The following is a 24,235-nucleotide window of genomic DNA, read 5'->3' on the forward strand; positions in this document are numbered from 1 at the left end:
CACTTCGTACACGTCTCCGGGGGTTGCGTACAGGGCAGCGTAGCCTCTCGCTACTGCGAGGCTGTCGGTGATGTACACAACCGAACCGTCGTCATCTACCCCCCGTGGACTAGATCGGTTACCTGCACCGAGTTGATAGAGGTGGTTGCGAGACAAAATCTCGTCTCCTACGTCAAGCCCCGGCGTCCCTCCATGCCAGAACGTGGTCCCGCTCGTCCGGTTCACTGCCCTGTACGGGTCCATCGCCCCCCTGTCGCCCCGACTGACTGTCTCGCGTAGGTGAGCCCCGGGATGAAGGGGCCACGGCTCTCTGACGCACAGACTCCCGTACGATAACGCACTGATAATTTTTGGGAGTGAAGAATAGGGGTGGATGACTGGTGAGTCGGGGTACGTCATCGTTCACAGGTGTTGTCGCGGTCGTTGCTGTCATCGTCGCTGCCGCAGGGTGCAGCGGCAGCACCGATGACGACGTCAACAACAGTGCTGGTGGCGCGCTGCCACCGGAATCGTCGACAACCGCCTCCACGACGGTCTCAACCCCGACGAGCAACGAAGAGATGCCCCTGCTACCTCGAGTGAACTCCGAAGCCGACGAGGATACTGAGATCGGGCTGATCGGCAGTACACACACCATTTCCGGTGACGGCTACACCATCCGTGTTCAGGTCAGCGACCCCGCCACCGTCCGCCGCAGTTCGACCTCGACGGTGAGCGTGCTGGTCCCGGTCTCGATCGACGTCGTCGACGGCGCGTACGACCTGAATCCGTCACATTGGGTGCTGCGCACACTCAGCGGCCAGGAAATCGACGGCATCACCAACTCATCGGCGCCGACCGCAATCGGCAAAGCCACCGTCACCGGCCACATCGAAGGCGTCATACCATTCGTCGACTACAGCACCCGCGGCGCCCTGACCAACGATGAGGTATCGCTGTCGCTGGTGCAGCTGGTCCCCGCAGGCACAGCGGGCGTACCTGTCGGCCAATGGAACTGGCCCGAGCCGGTACCTATCACGGAACTGCCCGCCGCACAGTAGCGAAGGCCTGTCCACCCGCGCAGCTACCGACGGGTGGACAGATGTGACGCGGTCACCTGCTCCCTGAGCGCGCTGTAGCCAGATCATGGCCAGCGAGGAATACTCCGTCCCACTCGGCACCGATCACACCGCCGCGGGGACCGAGCACGTCGCGATGGCCCGGGTCACCCTCAGCGCCCCGCAGATCACCGCCCCCGGCTACACCTTCCTGGCCGCCCTGACCCGCGAGGAGGCCGGCATGGTGGTGCGCACCGCACCCGGCCAGAGCCTCGACGGGTGGACTCGCCCCGATGAACACTGGTGTGACTATTGCCGAAAGTCCCGCGCGCGCAGCACCTCCTACGTTGTGCGTAACGAGGAGACCGGCGAGATCGTGCAGATCGGCAAGTCGTGTCTGGTGCCGTTCCTCGGTGTCTCGCCGGCCGGTTTGTGGGCGCTGCAGTACGACCCCGAGGACCTTGTCCCGGCCGAACCCTCGGGCGGGCCCGGCAGCGCACAGCTGTTCGGGGTGCGTGAGCTGCTGGCCCTGGCCTGGGTGATCACCGACGAGGGGCGCCGCTATCTCAGCCGGGCCGTCGCTGCCGACCGCGACGAGCTGCCCACCTCAGCGCACGAACTCCTCGACGTCGCAGGTGAACCGGTCGACAGCGCCGGCGCGGGCCAGGCGACGGTTGGCCTTCCCGATCCGGGCGCTAGCCGAGCGGCGTATCGGGACCCCTGCCCCCGCCCGCCGACGACCTCAGCCCCACCCGTTCGCGTGCAGCCAGTCGTCACTGATGCCGAAGTGGTGGGCGATCTCGTGGATCACCGTCACCGCGACCTCGTGCACGACCTGCTCGCGGGTGCGGCACATCGCCAGAATGGGGTCGCGGTAGATGGTGATGGTGTCGGGCAGGAAGCCGCCGTACTCGTGGTCGCGCATCGTCAGCGCCACCCCGTGATAGAGGCCGAGGATCGACGGTTCTTCCTCGTTGTGCGGCTCCACCAGGATCACCACGTTCGACATATTGTCGGTCAGCTCGGAGGGGATGGTGTCCAGCGCGTCGGACACCAGCCCGTCGAACTCGTCGTCGGACATGCGTACGGTCATCGGGTCACCCGGCCGGGGCCGGCACTTCGTCCGGATTCGGTGCGATACCCGGCGGCAGCGGAACCGGGGTGGGCAGCGCCCGACCCGGTGGCGCCTGCGGTGGTGGCACCGGCAGTTTGCCGTTGATGAGCAGGGTCGAGCGGGCATCGCCGACCAGGGTGGCGAAACCGCCCCGGTCGGGCAGTCCGAGGTAGCACACCGCGGTGCGGCTGCCGGCCAGCCAACTGGGCTCCGACAACACCGACCACTGCACGTTCAACGTCGTCGCGTCGAGTTTCTGCTTACCGCCCAGGAAGCGGGTGGCCTGTACCGGGCAGATCGACTGCAGATAATCGTTCTGGGCCTCGACCCCCGGCCACGGCTTGCCCGACAACGGGTTGCCGAACCGCTGCGACAGCACGACGGTTCCGGTGGTCTGGAAGGCGTGGGCCTCGGTGCAGTTCACCGCGACGCCGGTGGGTTTGCGGTTGGCCGGATCGATACCGATGCACGTACCGGGTGGCCACTGGAAGGATTGGTCCTGCTCGGCGACGCGGCCGACGAATTGGTCGGCCATCCCGTCCGCACCGGTCTGCTGCAGCCCGCAGCGCAACTCGCGCGCACCCTTGTCCCACTGCACCTGCGACGGATACATCATGCCGACCGAGAACCGGCCCTGGGGATCGAGCCGCCCGTCCAGGTAGGCGTCGACGATGACCGGACACTGTTCGTCACGGATCGCGGCGAAGCGACCGGCACCCGGCCACGAGGCGCTTTCGCCGAACTCCGACCCGGGCAACAATCCGGTGTCGAGCGGACCGGCGACCTCGAAGCGGTGCTGCTGATCGCAGGCGACCTTGCTGGGATCGCCCGGGTTGTCTGCGGGCCAGTCGAGGCAGTCGCCGGGCACCGACTGGGTGAACGCGTTCTGGGCGAGCCGCTCGCCTTCGCCGATGTCGGTGCCGCCGACGCTGCCGCTCTCGTTGAACACACCCATGGCCAGGGCGATGGCGCCGGCCACGATGGCGCCGATGATCACCGCCGACAGCACCACCCGCACCGGATGGCGCAGTAGGGATCGTCGCCAGTCGCGGCCCTCGTCGTCGCGGGGGGTGTCCGCCGCGTCGGCCGATGGCGTGTCCTGTGGCGGCGCGTTGTGTGGTGACGTGTCGTGTTCTGACGTCTCGCCGCCGGGCACGTTCACCCAGTCGTCGTCGGCCCCGTCCCGCGGGGTGTCGTCATCGCCGTTCATCAGAACCCATCATGCCTGTTGCGTCTGCCGAGGAGTACCTACACTCGCGACGGTGAGTTCGCAGACCCCCGCGCCCGGCCCAGTACCCGACGATGTGGCCGAGCTCGCCGGACGGTTGTTCGACATGGCCCGCGCCGGCGACGCGCCGACCCTGGCCGCCTATCTCGACGCCGGTGTGCCCGTCGACCTGCGCAACCAGGCCGGCGACTCGCTGCTGATGCTCGCCGCCTATCACGGGTCGTCGGCGACCGTGGGGGTGCTGATCGACCGCGGCGCCGACGTCGACGCCGTCAACGACAGAGGTCAGACGCCGCTGGCCGGCGCGGTGTTCAAGGGTTTCGACGACGTGGTCGCGGCGTTGGTGCGCGCGGGTGCCGACCCATTCGCCGGCACTCCGACCGCCCACGATGCGGCCCAGATGTTCGGCCGCACCGATTACACGCGGCACTGGCAGTCGTGAATCCGCGCGGGCACGCTGACCAGCGGGTGCGACGCCACGCCACAGCGCCTCCAGTAGGGTTTCACACGTGATCGACCTGAAGATTCTTCGTGAGAACCCCGACCTCGTGCGCGACTCGCAACGGACCCGAGGTGAGGATCCCGGTCTGGTCGACGCGTTGCTGGACGCCGATGCCGCGCGCCGCGCCGCCATCGTCGAGGCCGACGGTCTGCGCTCGGAGCAGAAGGCTCTCGGCAAGCAGGTCGGCAAGGCCCAAGGCGAGGAGAAGGCCGCGCTGCTGGCCAAGGGCAAGGAACTCGCCGAACAGGTGAAGGCGGCCGTGGCGGCCCAGCACGAGGCCGACGAGGCCGCGACCGCCGCGCACCGCGCGATCTCCAACCTCGTCGAGGAGGGCGCCCCGGCCGGCGGTGAGGACGACTATGTGGTTCTCGAACACGTCGGTGAACCGCGCCGGATCGACGACCCGAAGGATCACCTCGAACTCGGCGAGGCGCTGGGCCTCATCGACATGGAACGCGGGGCCAAGGTCTCCGGGTCGCGCTTCTACTTCCTCACCGGACACGGTGCGTTGTTGCAGCTCGGGCTGCTCAACATGGCCGCACAGAAGGCGGTCGCGAACGGGTTCACGCTGATGGTCCCGCCGGTGCTGGTGCGACCGGAGATCATGGGCGGCACCGGTTTCCTCGGTGCCCACGCCGACGAGGTCTATCACCTCGAAGACGACGACCTCTACCTTGTCGGTACCTCGGAAGTGCCGCTGGCCGGCTATCACTCCGACGAGATCATCGACCTCGCCGACGGCCCGAAACGCTACGCCGGCTGGTCGAGCTGCTTTCGGCGGGAAGCCGGCAGCTACGGCAAGGACACCCGCGGCATCATCCGCGTGCACCAGTTCGACAAGGTCGAGGGCTTCATCTACTGCAAACCCGAGGACGCCGCGGCCGAACACCAGAAGCTGCTCGCCTGGGAGCGGGAGATGCTCGCCGCGATCGATGTGCCCTACCGGGTGATCGACGTCGCCGGCGGCGACCTCGGGTCGTCGGCGGCACGCAAATACGACTGTGAGGCCTGGGTGCCGACCCAGGGCACCTACCGCGAGTTGACGTCGACGTCGAACTGCACCACCTTCCAGGCGCGGCGGCTGTCGATCCGGTACCGCGACGAGAACGGCAAACCGCAGACCGCCGCCACGCTCAACGGCACCCTGGCCACCACCCGTTGGCTCGTCGCCATCCTGGAGAACCATCAGCAGCCCGACGGCTCGGTGACGCTGCCGCCGGAACTGGCCCGGTTCGTCGGGACCGACGTCCTCGAGCCCCGCTGATCAAAGGAAGTGTGGTGATCTCGCTGCGATGACCGCCGGAATCATCATCGCGGTGATCGGCTCGTTCGCCTTCGCCGCGGCTGCGGTGCTTCAGGCGCTCGGTGCCGATCAGGTGGCGCAGCGGGCCGCCGTTCGCGAGGAGCGCCGCCAGTCGTCCAAGGCGCACCCGTCGCTGCGGTCGACCGTCGCGACGATGCTGACGGTGCCGTTCCTGGTGGGCTTCGTCTTCGACATCATCGGGTTCGTCGCGACCATCCTGTCGGCGCGGCTGATCCCGTTGTTCTTGTCGCAGACCATCATCTCGGCGCGGCTCGTCGCGACGGCGTTGTTGGCGATGGTGGTGCTGCATGTGCGGCTGGCGATGCGCGACTGGATCGCCGGCACCGTGGTGGTGGCGTCATTGGTGCTGTTGGCGGTGTCCGCGGGAAGTGAAGGCGCGCAGAACGACCGCTGGATGCACTGGGCGGTGTTGGTGGCCGGGCCCGTCCTGTTCGGGTTGGGCCTGATGTGTATGCGTATGTTGCACAAGCACATTGCCGCGGCGACCGGGCTGATGGCGGGTGCGGTGTTCGGCGTGATGGCCATCGCGTCGCGCCTCGTCGACGGCCTCGATGAGTTCGACCTGATGGCGATGTTCACCGACCCCGCGTTGTATGCGTTGCTGTTCAGCGGGATCACCGGGTTCTATCTGTTCACCGTCGCGCTGCAGACGGGGTCGGTCAATGGTGCCGCCGCCGCGCTTGTGGTGGGCCAAACGGTGTTACCCGGTGCCGTCGGCATCATCTTTCTCGGCGACGTCACCCGCGCCGGGTGGGGGCCGGTCGCGATCGTCGCGTTCGTCGCCGCTGTCGCCGGTGGGGTGGCGTTGGCGTCGTCCGGAGCGGTCACCGCTGTGGAATCCGCCGACGCCACCAACATGCCGACCGGCTACGGTCATCCGCCTCGGGAGCAGAGACAGATGACCGGCTGAATCAGTCGATCAGCCGCCCGACGTCTCGATCTCGCCGTCGAAGGCGAACGGGGTGTCGGTCGGTGCGCATCCGGTGAAGCTGCTGGTCAGCATCGGGCCGTTGACGCCGACCATGTCGCTACGTCCGTCGGTCCCCTCGCGCACAGTGATCTGCACGGCGGCAGCATCCTTGAACTGCGCCGGCAGGCCGATGGGTTTGATGTCGCTGATCGGGTAGACCAGGGAGGCCGTATCGCCCTTGACGTAGATGCAGGTGATCGGACCGGTGACCTGGATGGGCGTCGGGTCGGTGCCGGCCAGCACGGTCGCCGTATAGGTGCCGCCGGTGGCTCCTGCCCCGGTACGTGCGCCCTCGGCGTCGATGCGCAACAGATGCAGGTCTGGTGTCAGCGCCAGGTCACCTTGGATGCTCAGGGCAGCGGGTTCGGCCGCGGTCGCCGACGCGGCCGCGACGGTGGTCGCACCCACCGCCAGCCCGGACGCGGCGAGCGCGGATGCTGCGAGGCGAGCAGTTCGGTTCATGAGTTGCCTCCTTCTCGAGTCCCCCGACCCTCAGTGGAGTCCCGACCCTGCGAGGAGTTCCCCCGATCCCGCTCTCTCAACCGTAGGCGATCACACTCCGCCGTGACGAGCCTATTCGCCGACCCCGACAGCCGCGCTCCGGCCGTTCACCTGCGGCGATGCGCCGGATTCGACGGTTTTGTCGGTCTCGGTGTCGGCGGGTGACGGCACAAACAGCACCGGTATCGCGGTGTGCGCAGCAACGGTCGCCGAGACGCTGCCCTGCAACGCGGCCAACAGCCCACCGCGCGGATGCGGCCCGAGCACGATGAGCCGGGCCTTCTCGGCCTGCGCGGCGAATACGATGCCCTGCCAGGTCGGGGCGGCCTCGACCGCCACGCTACGGGCGCGGAAACCGGCCTGCTCGGCCAGGAGGGCACCGGCGGCGGCCACCCGTTCGGCCATCCGCGCGACCTCGTGTGCGTTGTTCGGGTCGAATCGCTCGCCAGACGGGGGCGTGAACCCGACATCGGCCGGCTGCCACACACAGACGACGACAGCATCTCGGCCGGGGCCGACGAGCCCGGGGGCGGCGACGATGGCCGATCGCGCGAGGTCGCTGCCGTCGTAGGCGAAGCAGATCGGACCCGGTGTCGCGCGATCGAGGTCGGACTCGGCGATAGGCGCCGGCGCCGGCAATCCCCGATCCACCGGCTCGGAACGGGTGGGGGCCGGTGCCGCGATGCCGCGCAGCCGGGCGAGCAGCGGCGGGGAGTGCCAGGCCGCGGCGTCACCCTCCAGGAAGCGATCGAGGTCGGGCTTCTGTGGGCGAGCGCCGCTGAGCGCATAGACCGCGATACCGAACACCGCGCCGGCGATGGCCAGGCCGAATCCGATCCACAACGCGTGGCGGGTGCCGTCGAGCCGGTCGGCGGACGCGGCAACCACGATGTTGGCGAGAATCGGCGCCACCAGGAACGCCGCCACCGCACGCAGCAGCTCGATGATCGCGAACACCCGTTGCAGGCTGTTGGACTGCAGCGAGAACCCGGTGACGAACAGTGCGGGCGCCACCGTCGCACCCAGCGCCAGGCCGGTCAGTGCCGCGCCGAGCAGCACCAGTGGCTGATTGGCCGGCAAGGCGAGCTGGAACACCACGATCCCGGCCGCCAGCAGCACCATGCCGACCAGCGGCAGGTAGTGCATCGCGCGACGCGAGATCACAACGCCGAAGACGACCGCCATCACGATGGCGCCACCCAGCTCGGGCAGATACAGCAGCCCCACCCGGAAGGCACTGAGCTCATCCATCAACGCGGCGGCGGTGAGCGAGGTGGCCGCGATCGAGGCCGCCGCGGCGAACAGGGCCAGCACCACCCCCGCGACCGGAATCGAACTGGTGAGCACCGCCCGCACCGTCAACAGGGGTCGGCGTGCCCGGAACTGATAGGTGATCAGCGCGACGATCAAAGCCAGGCCGACGAACATCGGCAACGCCACCTCGACGTCGAACAGGCCATGGGTGGTCAGTCGCGCGGCGCCGGCGAAGGCCAGTACGCAGCCCGCGGCGGCCAGCCCGATCGCCCGCAGATCACGTGGCGCGGTCGGGTCCGCCGGCGGTGCGTCCTCGAAGGTGAGGACCGCCATGGCGAGCGCCAGCACGGCGATGCCGGCGATGATCCAGAACAGAGGGCGCCACTGCCCGGCCGCCGACTGCACGCCGCCGATGAACGGCCCGATGGCCACCGCACCGAACACGCACATGTTCATGATCATGGCGGTCTGGGGCAGACGCTTCTTGGGGAAACCGATGGTCAACGACGGCGCGGCGGCGATCAGCAGCATGCTGGTGGCGAGGCCGAGGAAGATCAGCCCGAAGGTGAACATGACGCCGTTTACCGCACCGGCCGTGACGACCGCACCCACCACGAGCACCACCGCGTACGCCAACAGCATCCGACGCTGCGGGAGGTGTTGGGCCAGTTGCACCGCCAGCACCGTGCCGGCTGCGTAGGCCGCGTTGGCGAGGCCGGATGCGAGGCTCATCATCTGCGGTGTCATACCGAGCTGGGCGGTGATCGTCGGTACCAGCGGTTCGATGGCCGCGGACAGCGCGAGATACGGGATGAGCGCGAAGGTGACCATGACGGCCACGGCCGGATAGCGTCCGGCAAAGGGGCCCTGACGCATCAGCATTCCTCAGCGGTGGCGCAGGCAGGGGCACGACGGGCGGCTACTGATCCGCGGGCGAGAGTCACGTGTAGCGGTAACGGGCTCGCGGCCTGGTCTTGTTCCCGCAGCGCCGATGTGTGTCAGGTGTCTCATCTCCGCCTTCACGTCCGTGATACTGATCGGATGGTCGTCGGAATCGTCGCCGCCGTGGTCGCGGCATTGGCCTACGGAACGGGATCAGTCCTGCAGGCCTACGGCGCACGAAGCGCGGTCGAACCGGATGACGCGAACACACACGCACCGACCCTGCGGTCGACGATCACCGCGATGCTGACGGTCGCCTTCCTCACCGGAATAGCCCTCGATGGTGTCGGATTTGTCGGGAATCTGGTTGCCGCTCGGGATCTTCCGCTGTTCCTCGCGCAGCCGATCGTAAGTGCGAACCTGGTGGTGACCGCGGTTCTCGCGGCGATCTTCCTGCATGTGCAGCTACGAACCCGAGATCGGGTCGCAATCGGCGTCGTCGTGGTGGCGCTCGTGGTGCTCGCCGTCGCGTCCGCCGACGAGGGACACGGCCACGACGCCGCATGGTTGCACTGGTCGGTGTTGGGTGCCGGTGTCGTGTTGTTCGTGGGCGGGCTCGCCCTGCTGCAGTGGGCCGGGCCGCGCGTCGCGACGGTCGCCGGATTGTTGGCCGGAGTCCTGTTCGGGGTGATGGCGGTCGCGGTCCGCATCGTGTACGGTATCGATCCGTTCGACCTCGCAACGTTGCTCTCCGACCCCGCGGCCTATGCGGTGATCGGGTGCGGCGTCGCCGGCTTCTATTTGTTCACGGTGGCGCTGCAGACGGGATCGGTCAACGGAGCTGCGGCGGCTCTCGTCGTCGGCGAGACGGTGGTACCGGGCGCGGTGGGACTGGCCCTGCTCGGCGACGCGACCCGAGCGGGTTGGGAGCCGGTCGCGATCGTTGCGTTCGTCGCGGCGGTGGTGGGTGCCGTCGTCGTGGCGTCATCGCCCGCAGTGCCGCAGGGCTGAGTTGTTGCGGGCTGTCGTTGCGGTCTGAGGTATCTGCGGGCGGGTGCGCCTCGGACACTCCCGCTGCCACCGGAGCGGCGCCCGCTGCTGGCTCGCTCCGGTGACCCCCGACCAGGAATGTGAGAACGTGCTGTCCCACAACGCCGGGAAAGATAGCATGCCGCCTGCATGTTCGGCAACGAACGTGCAGGTATGGGCCGGATCGGCCCCCGAGCGTCTGGGATAGGGTGCCGGTGGCTCAGGCGGGCTCAGCGGTGGACCGCCGGGTGGCCAGTGCGACGATGACGGCGAGCAGCATGTCGATCACCTCGTCCCGATCGGGCCGTTCGGTGCTGCTCGCCCACAAGTGGCCGGCCTCGGTCAGTGCGCCGATGAACGCTGCCGCCTCGTAGTCGAAGCCGAACGGTGAGTCGCGCAGACCGCCGATCTCCGCAGCCGCGGCACCGAAGAACGTCGTCCACTCTGCGCGGGACCGCACGCGGTGAGCTTCGACGCGTGCGCTCACACCACCGATCTCGACGAATGCGATACGCATCCGCCGCGGGTCGGTGGCAACCGAGTCGAAGAAGGCGGCGATGGCCGGGCGCACCCGGTCCTGCAGGCTTGCCGCCGGATCGGCGCGGGCGAATGCGGCGAGGACCGCGGTGCGGGCTTGTGCGTGGATCATGTCGTACACCGCGATCAGCAGATCCTCACGGCTGTCGAACAACTCGTAGAACTGCCGCCGGGACAGGCCGGCGGCAGTGCAGATCGTGGAGACCGTGCCACGTGCGTAGCCCTGGGTGCCGTACACCTCAAGGGCGGCCGCCATGAATCTGTCCTGGCGGTCGGCGCGGCGCTCGGTGACCGGGCGCCCTCGGTATGACCGTTGTGCCACAGTGCGTTCCGCAGCCTAGATGCGGGTCATCAGGAGTCCAGGCGCTGGGCGCGCAGTTCGTGGCCCCTGGAGGTGAGGCAGCGCCCGGACGCCAGATCCCATTGCCAGCCATGCAGATTACACGTCAGCTTCTCACCCTCGATGACGCCGAACTTGGACAGATCTGCCTTCAGGTGCGGGCACCGACGCTGCATCTCCCAGCCGTCCTTCACGATCGAGGCAGAGTCGTCGTGGGCCTCGGCGAACCAGCCGTCGGCGTAGGCGATCCGCTCGTCGGTCAGGCACTTGAAGAAGGTGTACAGGTACTCGTTGTAGCCGCCGATGCGCCACGTGGTGAACCGGGTGGAGAGGAAGATGGTGTTGACCCAGTCCGGTTCGTCGTCGCGCAGCACGGTCCGCACGAGCTCCGGTGCGATCCGGAAGCCGTAGCGGTACTTGCCTTCTCCCTCTTTCGGTTCGCGCACGATGCGGTTGGGGAAGTCCACCACGACGACCTCGTCACCCATCACGAGACCCACTGGATACCCGATGCCGTCGCAGATCAGGTCCGACTGCGCCATGATCGGTTCGAAGAGTTCCTTGAGGGCCGGCAGCAACGGATCACCGTCGGCCGGTGCCCAGGTGGCCTTCTCGGCCGCGATCACCGGAGCGAACTTCTCCTTCATCTTCTCCAGGTACGCACGCTTGTTCTCGCCGAAGACCTCACCCGGCGGATACGGGTGGGAGACCTCGATCAGCGACGACCCGGCGAACTCGGCGATCGAACCCGACACCATCATCAGGCCGCGGTGCTTCTCGCCGTCGTCGGTGCCGTGGATGCGCATCTGTTCGAGGAAGGTTTCCTGGTCAGGGAAGATCGACGTCTCATCGGCGCCGTCGACCCCGGACCCGAAATCGTTGAGCCCGAACAGGTCCTCGTCGAGGAACATCGGCGGCCCGGCCGACGGGACAACCCAGCTCGCGTCGACCTGCTCGATGTAGGAGCGCGCCCGGTCCATGCCGCGCTGCCGCTTCTGCGCAGCGAAGTTCGCCTTCGACTTGCGCGGGATGTCGTAGACCATCGGATACCAGATCGCACCCGAGTACTGCAGCAGGTGCACATCGACGTGGCCGAACGCCTCGGAGATGACATCGAGGTCGATCGGCCGGGCGTCGTTCATGTTGAAGCAGGTGGTCTCGCCGTCGGAGACGATCAGACCGCTGTCGCCGATGGGCCCGTCGGCGGGTGCGCGCAGCGCGATGATCATCACATCCAGCGACCCCTTGGGGCCGCTGATCGTCGTCTTCACCGAGTCCTCGGTCTCCACGAACCTGTGGAAGCCGAGCTTCTCGAGCTCCCGCTTGAGATCGGGCACCGGGTAGTCGGGCAGCAGTACGGTCGCGTCCTTGTTGACGTTCTCGCGCAGGTTGCGCTCGTCGAAATGATCGCGATGCAGATGCGAGACGTACAGGTAGTCACAGTCGCCGAGTGAACGCCAGTCGAGCTCGGAGTTGTCGGGGAACGGCACCCACGACGCGAAGTAGGCAGGGTTGACCCACGGATCGCAGAGGATCGAACCGGCCGCGGTCTGGATGTGGAAACCGGCATGTCCCACGCTGGTGATCTGCAACTTCTCGCCTCCTCGCACTCGAGCCGCTGGGTAGGGGCCCGAGATCGAAATCGGCTCCCAGGGTAGCGCCTCGCCCATGGCCTAAGCTCGACGCATGGAACCGGTCTACGACGCTGTGATCACCACCGCACGCCTGTTGTGGCTGGCCGAGGGCCTGAAGTTCAAGGTGTCGGGGGTGGAGAACGTTCCCGTCGACGGCCCGGGTGTGGTCGCGATCAACCACACCGGGTACATGGACTTCACCTATGCCGGCATCCCCGCCTTTCTGCAAGGCCGCCGCAAAGTGCGGTTCATGGCGAAGAAGGAGGTGTTCGACAGCAAGGTCTCCGGTCCGATCATGCGTGCGCTCAAACACATCCCGGTCGATCGAGGCAGCGGCGCACAGAGCTATCGCGACGCCGTGGACTATCTCAAACGTGGCGAACTCGTGGGTGTCTACCCGGAGGCGACGATCAGCCGCAGCTTCGAGCTCAAGGACTTCAAGTCCGGTGCCGCGCGCATGGCACTGGAATCGGGTGCGCCCATCATCCCCACGGTGATCTGGGGTGCGCAGCGGGTGTGGACCAAGGGCCACCCCAAGAACCTCGGGCGCAGCAACGTCAAGATCATGATCGGGGTCGCCGAACCCATCGAACCGGCGGGCACCGCCGAGGAGATCACCGCGCGGCTGCACGAGGTGATGGGCAAGAAGCTGCTCGAACTGCAGGACGCCTACGGTGAGCATCCCGCCGGCGAATACTGGGTGCCCGCGCGCCTGGGCGGGTCGGCGCCCACTCTCGAGGAGGCCAACCGGATGGATGCCGAGGAACAAGCGGCCAAAGCGGCCCGCCGCGCCGAGCGAGAGGCGGGCGGCGAGGCCTCCTGATCGCCCCCGACTACCCTGGCTCAACATGGAACCGGTCTACCGGACGCTCGAGGTCATCGCGAATGGCTTGGTGCGAGCGCAGGGGCTGGACCTGCGGTTCTCGGGTCTGCAGAACATCCCGCGCGCCGGTGGGGCAGTGCTGGCCGTCAACCACACCAGCTATGTCGACTTCCTGCCGCTGGCGCTCGGGCTGTACCGGGTCGGCCGGCGCACCCGGTTCATGATCAAGTCCGAGGTGATGGATGTGGCGATCATGCGTTTCCTGGTCAACCACACCAAGACGGTGCCGGTGGACCGGTCGGTCGGTGCCGACGCCTATCGTGCCGCCGTCGACGAACTCTCAGACGGCGAGATGGTCGCCGTCTACCCGGAGTCGACCATCAGTCGCAGTTTCGAACTCAAGGAGTTCAAGACCGGCGCGGTACGCATGGCCGGGGAGGCGGGTGTGCCGATCGTCCCGGCGATCGTCTGGGGTGCCCAGCGCCAATGGACCAAAACCGAGACGGGCACCCGACAGATGGGCCGCAGTCGACTGCCGGTTGCGGTCAGCTACGGCGAGCCGGTGCGGGTCGACGCCGGCGAGGACTCGCATGCGGCCACTGCCCGGCTGCGAGAGGAGATGACGACATTGTTGCACCAGGTGCAGGACGCCTACGGGCCGCATCCGCAAGGCGAGTTCTGGGTGCCCGCCCGACTCGGCGGCTCGGCACCGACACCGGAACAGGCCCGGGTGATCGAAGACGCCGAGGCGGCGGCGAAGGCCAACGCGCGTGCACAGAAGGCGCGAGGTGAGCGGTGAGCCCGACACCCGCGGATTCGGGGGCCTTCGGTCCGCCCACGCTGATCGCGTCGGATGTGGACGGCACCCTCATCGATGATGAGAATCGCGTGTCGCTTAGGACGATCGAGGTCTTGGCGGCCGCCGCCGAGCGCGGCGTCGACTTCGTGTTGGCCACCGGCCGACCGCCCAGGTGGATCGCCGAGATCACCGATCAACTCGAGGGCACCGCAGCACATGTGCGATACGCGGTGTGCGCCAACGGCGCCATCCTCTATGACGTCGAGCATGACCACGTGATCTCTGCCGCGACAATGGCACCCGACGTCCTGGAGAAGCTCGTGGCGCAGGCTTATCGGCAGGTACCGGGGTGTGGTATCGCCGCCGAACGTGCTGGACGGTCCGCCTACGACGCCGCCACCCCGCCTTTCGTAGCCACCTCGGGATACCGTCACGCCTGGCTCAATCCCGACCATATCGAGGTGGGTGACGACGAGGTGCATGCCGAACCGGCAGTGAAACTGCTTGTTCGCCAACCGGATATGCGTAGCGACGAGATCGCTGCCCGACTCAAGGACACGGTCGACGGGCTGGCACAAATCACCTTTTCGACCGACAACGGGCTGGTCGAGTTGGCGGTGCCCGATACGCACAAGGCGTCCGGGCTGCGGCACATCGTCGAACTGGCGCAGCTGGACTCGTCGGCGACCGTCGCCTTCGGCGACATGCCCAACGACGTCGAGATGCTCAGCTGGGCCGGCCACGGCGTGGCGATGAGCCACGGCCACCCCGCGGCGTTGGCCGCCGCCGACGAGATCACCGTCGGAAACAACGAGGACGGCGTCGCCCGCGTGCTGGAGCGGTGGTTCGGGTAGCTCACTGCGGTGGCGTGGTCTGACTCGCGAGTGAGGTGAACGTTCCGGTTTCCGGCACGTTGAACTCACTCGGCCAGGCGCGGACAGTGAATCAGGCGGCGGGAGGCGGCGCCGGTGACACCGGCTCGGCGGGTGGCGGTGCCGGTGCGGGCTCCGCCGGCGGTGCCGACTCCTGTGGTGCCGACTCCTGTGGTGCCGACTCCTGTGGTGCCGACTCCTGCGGTGCCGGTTCTTGCGGTGCCGAGGAGCCCGCCACCATCGTGCGGATCGGACCCAGTGCGGCGTAACCGAACTCACCGGGACAACTGGTGTTGTTGTAGTCGCGGTGGCCGCTGATCACCGGCAGATTGGTGACGGCGCCGACCGGGAACTTGCTGTCGGAGAAGTACTCCGCGGTCAGCTGCGCGTTGGTCGCGGGGTTCACCCCTGCCTTCCCGAGGCGCCAGCGCAGGAAGTTCGCCACCGACGAGATCATCGGGGTGGTCGGTGCGACCTCGTCGAGATTGCCGATCATCGACACCCCGACCGTGTTCTTGTTGAACCCGCCGGTGTGCGTGCCCTCCACGTTCCGGTCGAGACCACCGAACGCACCCTCGAAGATCTGACCGTACTTGTCGACCAGCACGTTGTAGCCGATGTCGCACCAGTTCAGCGTGCGTGCGTGATACGCGTAGATGCCGCGGACGATCTCCGCCGACTGCTCCGGCGTGTAATCGTTGCTGCCCGCGGTGTGGTGGACCACGGCGCCGCGGACGTTCGGGGAGAACGTCGGCTGTGAGCACCGCATCGACTCGTCGGCGCCCCACTGTGCCCGCGCAACCACCTGCGGACCGCCGAGTAGCGGCGTCAGCAACGATGACCCGAGCGACAGCAGACCTTCCGGGCTGATGAGCGTCGCCGTCAACGCCGGCACCACGGTCTCGAGCAGCTCCGTGACGACGGTGCTGGCGGTGCCGATGCCGAGTTCGACCAGACCGCCGCCCTGCGGTTCGGCCGCCGGGATCGCGAGCCCGTCGTCGGACACCGCCACCTGGACCTCCTTGGCATCACCCACCCACACCGGTTCGGTGCCCATCGGGTGCTCCGCTGAGACCGGGTAGGCCGTGTCGACCGGGTCGAGATCGAGCCAGTCCCCCCACGACCCGTCGTCGTTGCGGGCCCGCAGCATCATCGACGCATCGACCGCCCGGTCCCAGGTGAACGCGACCATCTTCAGCGGGTCGTCGCGGACGATGTGCTTGACCGCCACGCCAACCTCCCGGCCGTCGGCCATCCGCGGCGGTGCCGGCGGTGCCGCCGGCGCGGCCGACTTCGCACCGGGCGACGTCGGTGCCTGCGGCGTCGGTGGCGACTTAGGCTCCGGCTTGGGCTCCGCTTCGGCCGACGGTTCGGGATTCCGCTGCGGTGCCGGCTCGGACTCGGGGTCGGCAGGCGTCTCCGGCGCTGCCGGGCCCTGCACGCCGCTCAGGTCACGCAACCCGAATGCCGTCGGATCGATCTCGGGCAGCTTCAGCCCGGCCGCCGACAACCCGGACTCGGCGAGATCGACCACCGCCGACGGCACATCGCCGAGCCCGATCTGATCGATTGCGGTCGGCGGCACCTCTCGGTGGTTGTCGGTGGGTTGTGGCTCCGACCCGGTCACGATGATGGCGAACGGACTCGCGACGATCGCAGCGGCGATCGTCGCGAGCACGAACGACGGCCTGGGGCGGGCGTTGGGACGAACTCGGCGCATGGTTCGCCATCGTGGTGGTCGGATGCCGCGGACATCCGCACCGCGCGCCGCTTCTCAGTAACCCGTGATGCAGTTGTTATCTAGTGTGACTCGTGTGAATCACTCCGCTTGCTGATCGGCCTTGGTCAAGATCACGTACTGCGCCGAGATCTGCTGGTGAACGTCCCGCTCACTACTCGACGACACCGAGGCAACGTAGCGACCGTCACGCACGATGCACCAGAAGAACTGTGTCTTCGATTGGCAGTTCGCCACCGACAGGCCCGCCGGGCTGTCGATGTCGGACCAGCCCTGATTGCGGTTCGAGGCGAGGAACGCGTCGACGATCTTCTGACCGCCCTCGGCCGTCTCGGCCCGGTACACGGTCGAGCGCTCGACGGCGTTGGCGGTGGACCCCGTCTCGGTGAGCACGTTGTAGTCGGTGACCGGATCGGTACTCGTGTGCGCCATCCCGCGCGGACCGTAGACCGCCCGCACGCTGCCGCCGGGCACGTTGGCCTTGGCGTCTTTCAGTTCCTCGTCGCTGTAGGGCAACGCGTAGATGAGGACATGATCCTGGTCGATCTGTGGCGCGCTGGAGCCGGAGACGCCACGCGCGGCCGCCTCGGCCTTGGTGGGTGTGGCGGGGAACTGATCGATCAGCGGTGTCTGCAGTTCCAAAGCCTTGCCGATCGTGGGTTCGAGGCGGTCCTGCTGCGCCGGTGTCGTTTCGTACCACTGGTAGAGCACATAGGTCTTGTGTGGCGTGAACGCCATGATCTGCCGGTTGCCGCCGCTGGTGCCGCGAACCACCATGGTGTCGGGCAGACCCGGCAGCGTGCTGGGTCGGGTGCCGGCGGATTTGGCGGCCGCGTCGGCCATCTGCTGTGCCGCGGCGGTGGCGTCACCGGCGGTCAGATACCGCACCACCAGGTTGTTGAGGCTGCGCCGCTGACCGGCGCGCAGACTCTCGTCCGGGGTCGCCGCCGTCGAGACATAACCGCCGAGCATCTTCTCGTTGGCGGGCACGTTCGCGACCTCCGGGGAGAACACCAGGCGCAGATTCGACTTACCGGTGATCACCATCGTGGGCAGCCCGCTCTTCGTGAGATCTGCATCGATCTCGAACGGTACGACGATGAACTGGGCCATTCGCTGCCCTTCGACCTGCAGGATGTTGTCGGTGGTCGCCTTCCCGAACTCCGGCCGCGGCGCGGTCGGGTAGGCCCCGGTGTCCAGGGCGGCGAGATCCACCGAGGGCTCGGCGGCCGACGACACCGCCGCGGCCTGTGTGCTCCTCGGCGTCCCGTCGGTGGTGCAGCCGGCGACCGCGATCAGCGCGGCGGCCAGCGCGCCGGAGGCCGCCAGCCACCGTCCTGCTCTCGCTCGTCCACCTGGCGTCGGTGCGCACATCATCTTGTCGTTCCCCTCTCGCAGCATCCCGACCTGTAGCGGCGGGCTCACAACTGTGTCGTGGGTTCGATGCGGTGGCGACCGACGAATGTTCCCCCGAGCTTCGGATGCAGATTAGTGCACCGAAGGAATGACCAGCGCAGAATTCATCTCGGTAGACTACGGCCCCGGCAGGCAGCTGATATCCGTGCTCTGCTGTTTTCCGTGACCGAACATGACCGGGGGAAGCCATCGATGGGTGAGTCCACGCCGCAGGCAGTGGCCTCCGGAACCGCCCCTGCGGAGGTGTCCGCGGTGGTCGACGGTGCGGTCAAAGTGCTGCGCGCCTATCAGCTCGATGGGCTCGCCGACGTCGCGTTGGCCAAGCTCGATCGCGGTGTGCAGACGCGCACCGTGGTGGTGGTGGGCGAGGTGCAGCGCGGCAAGAGTTCGCTCGTCAACGCACTTGTCGGACAACGAGATCTCTGTCCGGTCGGGGTCGATGTGACGTCCTCGGTGGCGGTCGGCGTCACCCCCGAAGCCGGCCTCGAACAGGCGCGTGTGGCCGAGCTGTTCTTCCCGACCGGGTCGCGGCGGATCGATGTCGCGGAGTTGCCGCAGTGGGTGACCACCACGGGGACGCATGTGTGTGACCCGCGCGTCGACGAGCTGCCGACCGCCGCCGCACTGGCGGTGCGGGATGCCCGGATGGCCGACATGACCCTCGTCGACACCCCGGGGGTCGGGGGGCTCGACCCGAGGTTGGCGCGGCTGGCCGCCCAGTCGGCCGAACAGGCGTGCGTGCTCGTGTTGGTGTGTGATGCGTCGTCGCCGCTGACCGCCCCGGAGATGGCGTTCGTCCGGGAAGCGACGGCCACCGTGGACTCGGTGATCGTGGTGGTCACCAAGACCGACAAGAACCTGCGTCGCTGGCGCGAGATCGTCGCCGAGAACGAACAGATCCTGGCCACCGAGCTGGGACGGCCGGTGACCGTGCTGGGGGTGTCGAGCCTGCTCGCGGTGATCGCTGCCGACATCGACGACCCCACCGTCCGAGATCGCCTCGAAGAGGACAGCGGGATCACCACGCTGCGCACCGAGATCGTCCGACGGCTCGATGCCGCCGCCGAACTCCCACACCTCGATGCAGTGCGCACCTGCCTGGAAGGACTGCGGTCGGTCCGGAGCAGGGTGCGCCGCGAACTCGACGCAGTGGCGGCGGGCGCGGATGCGTTGCCCGACCTGACCGCCGACCTGAACCGCCTTGCCGAACTGCAGGAGCAGTCGCGGCAGTGGGAGCAGTACCTGGCGCGGGACCTGACATTGCTGCGACAGTCGGCCATCGACGACCTCGAGCGGCGCCTCGACGAGATCCGCGACAAGTGGACGACATACGTCAACACCCATGGCATGGCCGTGCTGCGGCGCAGCGAGCAGAAGTTCACCGCGGACATGCAGGCCGACCTGCAACAGGCGATGGCACAGACACTGTCGACCTTCCTGGCCCGCCTGCACGATGAGATCATCGCCCCCCGGTTTGCCGACGACCCGAGTGTCTGGGAGGAACTCAGCGCGCGCATCGTCACGTCCATGCAGGACAAACGGATCGAGTCTCATCAGGTCGGCAACAAGCGCCACGGACTGCTCGATCCCACCCTGCTGACAATGGGTGTCGTGGGTGGCTCGACACTCGGCGGTTTGTTGGGTCTGTCCGCATTGATGGGCGTCGGCGTGGTGGTGGGCACGGTATGGGTGGGCGTCAATCTGAGCTTCCGGGCCATCCGGGCAGGCAAGACCAATCTGCTCACCTGGCTGCGCGAGACGATCGCCACCACCAAGGCGGCCACCGGCCGGCTGCTGGAAAGTGCAGTGGCGCAGTCGCGCCCGGAGATCATCATCCGTTACCGCGATTACCTGCGGACCACAATCGAGCAGCTGCAGAAAACCATCAACGAGGTCCAAAAGGCGGCGTCGGCCGACGCTGCGGCCCGGGAGAAATCCACCGCCCGGCTGACCACGAACCTGCAGATCGTGGAGAAACGGATCGCCGCGGCCGAACAACTGATGGCGGGAGTCGGCGCGTGACGCATCCCGATCCGGTGCACGCCACCCTCGATCGCGGCCTGCATCAGCTCGCCGCGTTCGGCGGCGACCTGGCCGCACATGCCAACTCGATCGGCACCATCCTGTGGTCACCGCCGCGGGTGGTGATCGTCGGCCGGCTCAAAGCAGGCAAGTCGACATTGGTCAACGCACTGATCGGGGCGCCGGTGGCCGAGACCGCCGCGTTGGAGGCCACCAACACCGTGACCGTTTACCAGGACGGTTCGCCGTCGCGTGCTGAAGTTGTGGGCGTCGACGGGCGACGGCATCCGGTGACGGTTGGTCCGCATCAGCAGGTCCCGCTGCCGCTGGCCACCCCCGACATCGCCTACGTGGACCGGTGGTTGCCGTCGGCGGCGCTGCGTCGATTGACTCTCATCGACACTCCCGGCCTGTCGACGCTGACGGTGGACAACGACACCGCCACCCGACGCGCCACCATCGACGGGTTCGAACAGACCCGCAGCGCATCGATCGACGCCGACGCTGCGGTCTTCCTCTTCGACGCGGCACCCCGGATCGACGAGATCGAGTTCCTCTCCCAGTTGCCGTTCACGCCGCTGAACATGCTCGGCGTGCTCTCGCGGGCCGACTCCTTCGGCGAGGGCGCGCTGGGCCGTCGCGACCCGCTCGGGCATGCCGCCGAGCACGCCGTGCGGATGGCACGACAGCTGTCGGCGACGGTCAGCACAGTAGTGCCGATCTCCGGGCTGATGGCCCAGACCAGCCACACCGGCATGCTGACCGAACACCATGCCGCAGCGCTCGGCCGGCTGCGCGGGATGCCGACGCTCGAGTTGATCCGCACCTTCGACGCCGACGACGCCGACGAGGTGTTGCCGCTGACAGTGCGCATCCAGCTGCTCGGCTTGCTCGGTGAATACGGCGTACTCAACGGGCGCGAGATCGCCGCGGGTGGTGCGGCGGCACTGAATGCATGGCTGACCGACCGATCTGGCATCGGCGGGCTGATGCGGGCTCTGGACGCGTCCACCACGCGCTTCGCGATCCTGCATCGCGCGCACCGCATCCTGGCGCGACTCGATCAGCTGTCCTTCACTCACCCGGCGCGAGAGCAGATCCGTTCGCTGGCAGCGCAATTGCGCGCAGCGCCGGCGCTGCAGATGGTGACCGTCCTGGAGGACTATCAGCGCATGCTGCGAACCGATCCGCAGGCGTCGATCACCGACGAGCTGCGCACCGTGCTCACCGCGACCACCCCGGCGGGACGTGTGGGATTGCCTGATGACGCACCGCCGCAGGCGGTGACCGCGGAGGCGGCCCGGCGGCTGGGGATGCTCCAGCAACGCTCGTTGGCCACCGGGTCGGCGGCCGAGGATGCCGCCATCGTCACCCTGATCCGCACCTACACCGCCCCTACTGTGCCGACCACCCCGACTCCGCCACCGGGCTGAGCCCGCCGCATCCGAGGAACCGAGACCCATGACCCCGCCGCCGATGAATCCGCACCCGATGCACCCGGGACCGATGACCCAGCAACCGATGACCCCGCCGCCCCCGACAGCGGCCGCGTGGACGCTGGCCGTCGACTTCGGCACTTCCAACTCCGCCGCCGCGCACTCCGGGGCGACCAGCGGTGGCATCGAGACGCTGGCGCTCTCGCACACCAGCAACCTGATGCCGTCGGCGGTGTACGTCGCCGGCAGCGGCGGCAACATCGCCGTCGGTGACGCGGCGATCAATGCCGCACAACAGAATCCGTCGGGCTTCGTGGCCTCTCCGAAACGTTTGATCGGTGCTGACCCGACCTGCACCGTCAACGGGCAGACCATGCCGACCTACGTCCTCGTGTCGGCGGTGATCCGGACGATCATCGCGCGTGGAATGGCCGCGCACGCCGGGACGCCGCCCGCGCAGGTGGTGCTCACCCATCCGGAAGCCTGGGCGCAGCAGCAGATACGGGTGCTGGTGGACGCGGCGGCCACGGCCGGGATCCACCCGGCGCGGATCGTCACCGTCTCCGAACCCCGTGCCGCCGCGGCGCACTACTCGCGATCGCACGCGATGCAACCGGGAGCGCGGATCGCGGTCTTCGACTTCGGTGGCGGCACACTGGATATCGCGGTGTTGACGGTGACCGCGCCCAACTCCTTCGAGGTGATCGCGGCCCGCGGCGACAACGGGCTCGGCGGCAAGAACCTCGACGCCCTCGTGCAGCGGTGGGTCGAGGAACGCCTGGCCGACCGTGATCCGGATGTCGTGACGTGGCTGCGCCGGCAGGCGTCCGTGGATGTGATGCAGAGCCTGCAGGATTCGATTCGGCACGCCAAGGAGTTGTTGTCGGAGGCGCCGTCGGCCACCATCACCGTGCCCACCCCCACCGGCCGCACCACCCTGCAGATCACCCGCGACGAATTCGACGAGCTCATCGCTCCGGCCGTGGGGCAGGCGATGCAGCTGACGCGTGCGGCGCTCGGTGACGCGGGAATCACTCACGCAGATCAGCTGTCGGCGCTGTATCTCACCGGCGGGTCGTCGCGCATCCCGATGATTCAGCAGCGGCTCACCGAACTCGGTCCCGTCGCCACGCTCGACGATCCGAAAACCGTGGTCGCCCAGGGTGCATTGGTAACCGCCATCGTCGAGGGCGCCCCGCGTACCAACGAACGGCCGGCCGGCGTGCCGTCAGCGTCCGATCGGATGCCGGCTCCCCCCGGTGCGGGCACCGGTCTGAACGCCGCGAAGTCGGTGGCACCGACCTCCTCGTCGTCGGGTGGTCGACGGTGGGGACGGATCGCCGCGATCGCCGTCGGGGTGATCGCCGTGGTGGGAATCGGTGCCGGCGCTGCCGCTCTGGTGAACTCTTCCGACGACGACAACCCGAATCCCGACGTCCCGTCGGCCTCCGGGACGCCCGACGCGTCAGGAGACACGGGGCAGGTGAGCGCCGCCGGCGAAACCGGCAAAGACGGTGGCCGAATCCTGACCGACGAGACCGCCCTGATGGCCGCGCTGCCCGGGCCGCTGCAGGCGTCAGTCGCCAACTGCCGCAAGACCGGCTTCAACAGCAACGACGCCGTCAAGATGCTGTGCGACATCGCCGAGGACAGCACGTTGGCCGAACTCGGCCAACCCGAGTCGCTGACCTACTTCATCTCGTTCCACGTGGACGACAACGAGGCCGACAGCACCATCGTCAACATCCGCAACGGCATCTACTCCGACGGCAAGGGTGAGCTGGTGGAGGATTCCGATCGTGTGTCCGCCGCGGATATCGCACCGCGCTCGAGTGCGGAGTCGAGCTACAAGATCGACTATGCCAACACCTCGACGGGGTTGCTGGTGGACGTGTTCGGCGTGGCAAGCGTCGATGACGCGAAGACCTTCCTCACCCGGTCGGGTCTGATGAACTAAAGCCTCGTTCGGCTCCTCCGGGAACATTGTCACCCTCCGCTGTCGTCAGATCTTTGACAACGCACACAGGCCCCGCCGAGCGGGGTGCGACGAAGGGTGAGAACCATGTCCGACAGCACCGCCACCAGCAACAGCAGCACCGCCACCACCAGCACCAGCACCACCGACAGTTCCGCGCCGGAGGGAACCACCCATAGCGCCGTCGACATCGACCGCGACGGCAACGTCGATGTGGTGCACGGCACCACCGCCGACGGCACCGCGATCAACTCCTACCTCGACGACACCGGCAACGTGGTGCTCGTCGAAGCAGACACCGACCACAACGGCACCTATGACACGCTGGTCTACGGCGGTCCGGACGGCACGACGATCGTCGAATCCGACTCGGACGACGACGGTTCCGCGGATGTGATCGCAAAGCTCTCCGCCGACGGCGACGTGATCCAGATCGACGGCCTCGACCACGGTCAGGTCGTGTCCTCGGCGATCGATGTGGACGGCGACGGCAATCTCGACGTGCAGCTCGTCGACACCGACCGCGACGGCGGTTTCGACACCACCGTCGTCGACGCCGACAACGACGGCTCCCCCGACACCGTGATCACCGACACGGATGGTGACGGTCAGGCCGACCGCATCGGCTATCTCGGTGGTGAGCCGCACGGCGAGAACGCCCCGTCGACGGCGCCGTCGGCCCCCGAGTCCGATGTCCCCGAAGCCGACACTGCAAACACTGATCCCGCAGACGCCTACGAACCGTACGCCGACACCACTCTCGACGCACACGACGCGTTCTGACCGGGCCTGCGGGTCACCG

General features: G+C 67.8%; 20 protein-coding genes. 12 read left to right on the top strand and 8 right to left on the bottom strand.

What is annotated here, in order from left to right; genetic code table 11:
- Positions 1–380 precede the first annotated feature (380 nt).
- The gene (locus tag L1892_RS09115; RefSeq protein WP_235723278.1) at positions 381–1,040 is read left to right on the top strand and encodes a hypothetical protein; all 660 of its coding nucleotides are present in this window, start codon (positions 381–383) and stop codon (positions 1,038–1,040) included.
- Positions 1,041–1,779: 739 nt separating this feature from the next.
- Here L1892_RS09115 and L1892_RS09120 read toward each other — a convergent pair.
- Entirely contained in the window at positions 1,780–2,130 is a 351-nt protein-coding gene (locus L1892_RS09120; protein ID WP_235723279.1) for a metallopeptidase family protein, read from the bottom strand.
- Between the two features lie 4 nt (positions 2,131–2,134).
- Positions 2,135–3,361 carry a septum formation family protein gene (locus L1892_RS09125; RefSeq protein WP_235723280.1) on the bottom strand — a complete coding sequence of 409 codons (1,227 nt, stop codon included), beginning with the start codon at positions 3,359–3,361 and terminating at the stop codon, positions 2,135–2,137.
- A gap of 124 nt (positions 3,362–3,485) precedes the next feature.
- Here L1892_RS09125 and L1892_RS09130 point away from each other — a divergent pair, with 124 nt between their 5' ends.
- The 3 genes from L1892_RS09130 (at position 3,486) to L1892_RS09140 (ending at position 6,115) form a co-directional block, all read left to right on the top strand.
- Positions 3,486–3,821, top strand: a complete 336-nt coding sequence (locus L1892_RS09130) for an ankyrin repeat domain-containing protein (protein WP_235723424.1) — start codon at positions 3,486–3,488, stop codon at positions 3,819–3,821.
- Positions 3,822–3,888: 67 nt separating this feature from the next.
- Positions 3,889–5,145, top strand: a complete 1,257-nt coding sequence (serS, locus tag L1892_RS09135; RefSeq protein ID WP_235723281.1) for a serine--tRNA ligase — start codon at positions 3,889–3,891, stop codon at positions 5,143–5,145.
- A gap of 28 nt (positions 5,146–5,173) precedes the next feature.
- Positions 5,174–6,115: a DMT family transporter gene (locus L1892_RS09140; RefSeq protein ID WP_235723282.1), complete on the top strand. Its 942-nt coding sequence runs from the start codon at positions 5,174–5,176 to the stop codon at positions 6,113–6,115.
- A 9-nt stretch (positions 6,116–6,124) separates the two neighbouring features.
- Here the strand turns inward: L1892_RS09140 and L1892_RS09145 are convergent, their stop codons facing one another.
- Together L1892_RS09145 and L1892_RS09150 are read right to left on the bottom strand one after the other, a co-directional pair.
- A complete protein-coding gene (locus L1892_RS09145) occupies positions 6,125–6,637 on the bottom strand; it encodes a hypothetical protein (protein WP_235723283.1) in 513 nt (170 codons plus the stop codon).
- Between the two features lie 111 nt (positions 6,638–6,748).
- Positions 6,749–8,806: an MFS transporter gene (locus tag L1892_RS09150; protein WP_235723284.1), complete on the bottom strand. Its 2,058-nt coding sequence runs from the start codon at positions 8,804–8,806 to the stop codon at positions 6,749–6,751.
- Positions 8,807–8,971: 165 nt separating this feature from the next.
- On the opposite strand from L1892_RS09150, the gene L1892_RS09155 reads away from it, so the two are divergent.
- Positions 8,972–9,823 carry a hypothetical protein gene (locus L1892_RS09155; RefSeq protein ID WP_235723285.1) on the top strand — a complete coding sequence of 284 codons (852 nt, stop codon included), beginning with the start codon at positions 8,972–8,974 and terminating at the stop codon, positions 9,821–9,823.
- A gap of 238 nt (positions 9,824–10,061) precedes the next feature.
- On the opposite strand, the gene L1892_RS09160 is transcribed toward L1892_RS09155, so the two are convergent.
- The gene (locus L1892_RS09160; protein ID WP_235723286.1) at positions 10,062–10,634 is read right to left on the bottom strand and encodes a TetR/AcrR family transcriptional regulator; all 573 of its coding nucleotides are present in this window, start codon (positions 10,632–10,634) and stop codon (positions 10,062–10,064) included.
- Between the two features lie 95 nt (positions 10,635–10,729).
- A complete protein-coding gene (locus tag L1892_RS09165) occupies positions 10,730–12,310 on the bottom strand; it encodes a Rieske 2Fe-2S domain-containing protein (RefSeq protein WP_235723287.1) in 1,581 nt (526 codons plus the stop codon).
- A 94-nt stretch (positions 12,311–12,404) separates the two neighbouring features.
- Here L1892_RS09165 and L1892_RS09170 point away from each other — a divergent pair, with 94 nt between their 5' ends.
- From L1892_RS09170 to L1892_RS09180, 3 genes are read left to right on the top strand one after another with little or no spacing between them, the layout of a single operon-like run.
- The gene (locus tag L1892_RS09170; protein WP_235723288.1) at positions 12,405–13,175 is read left to right on the top strand and encodes a lysophospholipid acyltransferase family protein; all 771 of its coding nucleotides are present in this window, start codon (positions 12,405–12,407) and stop codon (positions 13,173–13,175) included.
- Between the two features lie 25 nt (positions 13,176–13,200).
- Positions 13,201–13,974 carry a lysophospholipid acyltransferase family protein gene (locus L1892_RS09175; protein WP_235723289.1) on the top strand — a complete coding sequence of 258 codons (774 nt, stop codon included), beginning with the start codon at positions 13,201–13,203 and terminating at the stop codon, positions 13,972–13,974.
- Positions 13,971–14,828 carry an HAD family hydrolase gene (locus tag L1892_RS09180; protein ID WP_235723290.1) on the top strand — a complete coding sequence of 286 codons (858 nt, stop codon included), beginning with the start codon at positions 13,971–13,973 and terminating at the stop codon, positions 14,826–14,828. Before L1892_RS09175 ends, L1892_RS09180 begins: the two co-directional genes overlap by 4 nt.
- A 91-nt stretch (positions 14,829–14,919) precedes the next feature.
- On the opposite strand, the gene L1892_RS09185 is transcribed toward L1892_RS09180, so the two are convergent.
- A complete protein-coding gene (locus L1892_RS09185; RefSeq protein ID WP_235723291.1) occupies positions 14,920–16,566 on the bottom strand; it encodes a peptidoglycan recognition protein family protein in 1,647 nt (548 codons plus the stop codon).
- Positions 16,567–16,665: 99 nt separating this feature from the next.
- The gene (locus tag L1892_RS09190) at positions 16,666–17,985 is read right to left on the bottom strand and encodes a DUF7373 family lipoprotein (RefSeq protein WP_235723292.1); all 1,320 of its coding nucleotides are present in this window, start codon (positions 17,983–17,985) and stop codon (positions 16,666–16,668) included.
- A 207-nt stretch (positions 17,986–18,192) separates the two neighbouring features.
- Between L1892_RS09190 and L1892_RS09195 the strand changes: the two genes are divergently transcribed.
- The 4 genes from L1892_RS09195 to L1892_RS09210 all read left to right on the top strand — a co-directional run bounded on the left by L1892_RS09195 (position 18,193) and on the right by L1892_RS09210 (position 24,216).
- The gene (locus tag L1892_RS09195) at positions 18,193–20,022 is read left to right on the top strand and encodes a dynamin family protein (RefSeq protein ID WP_235723293.1); all 1,830 of its coding nucleotides are present in this window, start codon (positions 18,193–18,195) and stop codon (positions 20,020–20,022) included.
- Positions 20,019–21,455 (top strand): GTPase, encoded by a 1,437-nt coding sequence (locus tag L1892_RS09200; protein ID WP_235723294.1) that lies wholly within the window; start codon positions 20,019–20,021, stop codon positions 21,453–21,455. The genes L1892_RS09195 and L1892_RS09200 overlap by 4 nt, the downstream gene beginning before the upstream one ends.
- Positions 21,456–21,483: 28 nt before the next feature.
- Complete coding sequence (locus tag L1892_RS09205; RefSeq protein WP_235723295.1) at positions 21,484–23,415, top strand: Hsp70 family protein; 1,932 nt, start codon at positions 21,484–21,486, stop codon at positions 23,413–23,415.
- Between the two features lie 105 nt (positions 23,416–23,520).
- On the top strand, positions 23,521–24,216 hold the full coding sequence (locus tag L1892_RS09210; RefSeq protein WP_235723296.1) for a hypothetical protein: 696 nt from the start codon (positions 23,521–23,523) through the stop codon (positions 24,214–24,216).
- Positions 24,217–24,235 lie beyond the last annotated feature (19 nt).

Source organism: Gordonia tangerina (assembly GCF_021556435.1).
GTDB classification, from domain to species: domain Bacteria; phylum Actinomycetota; class Actinomycetes; order Mycobacteriales; family Mycobacteriaceae; genus Gordonia; species Gordonia tangerina.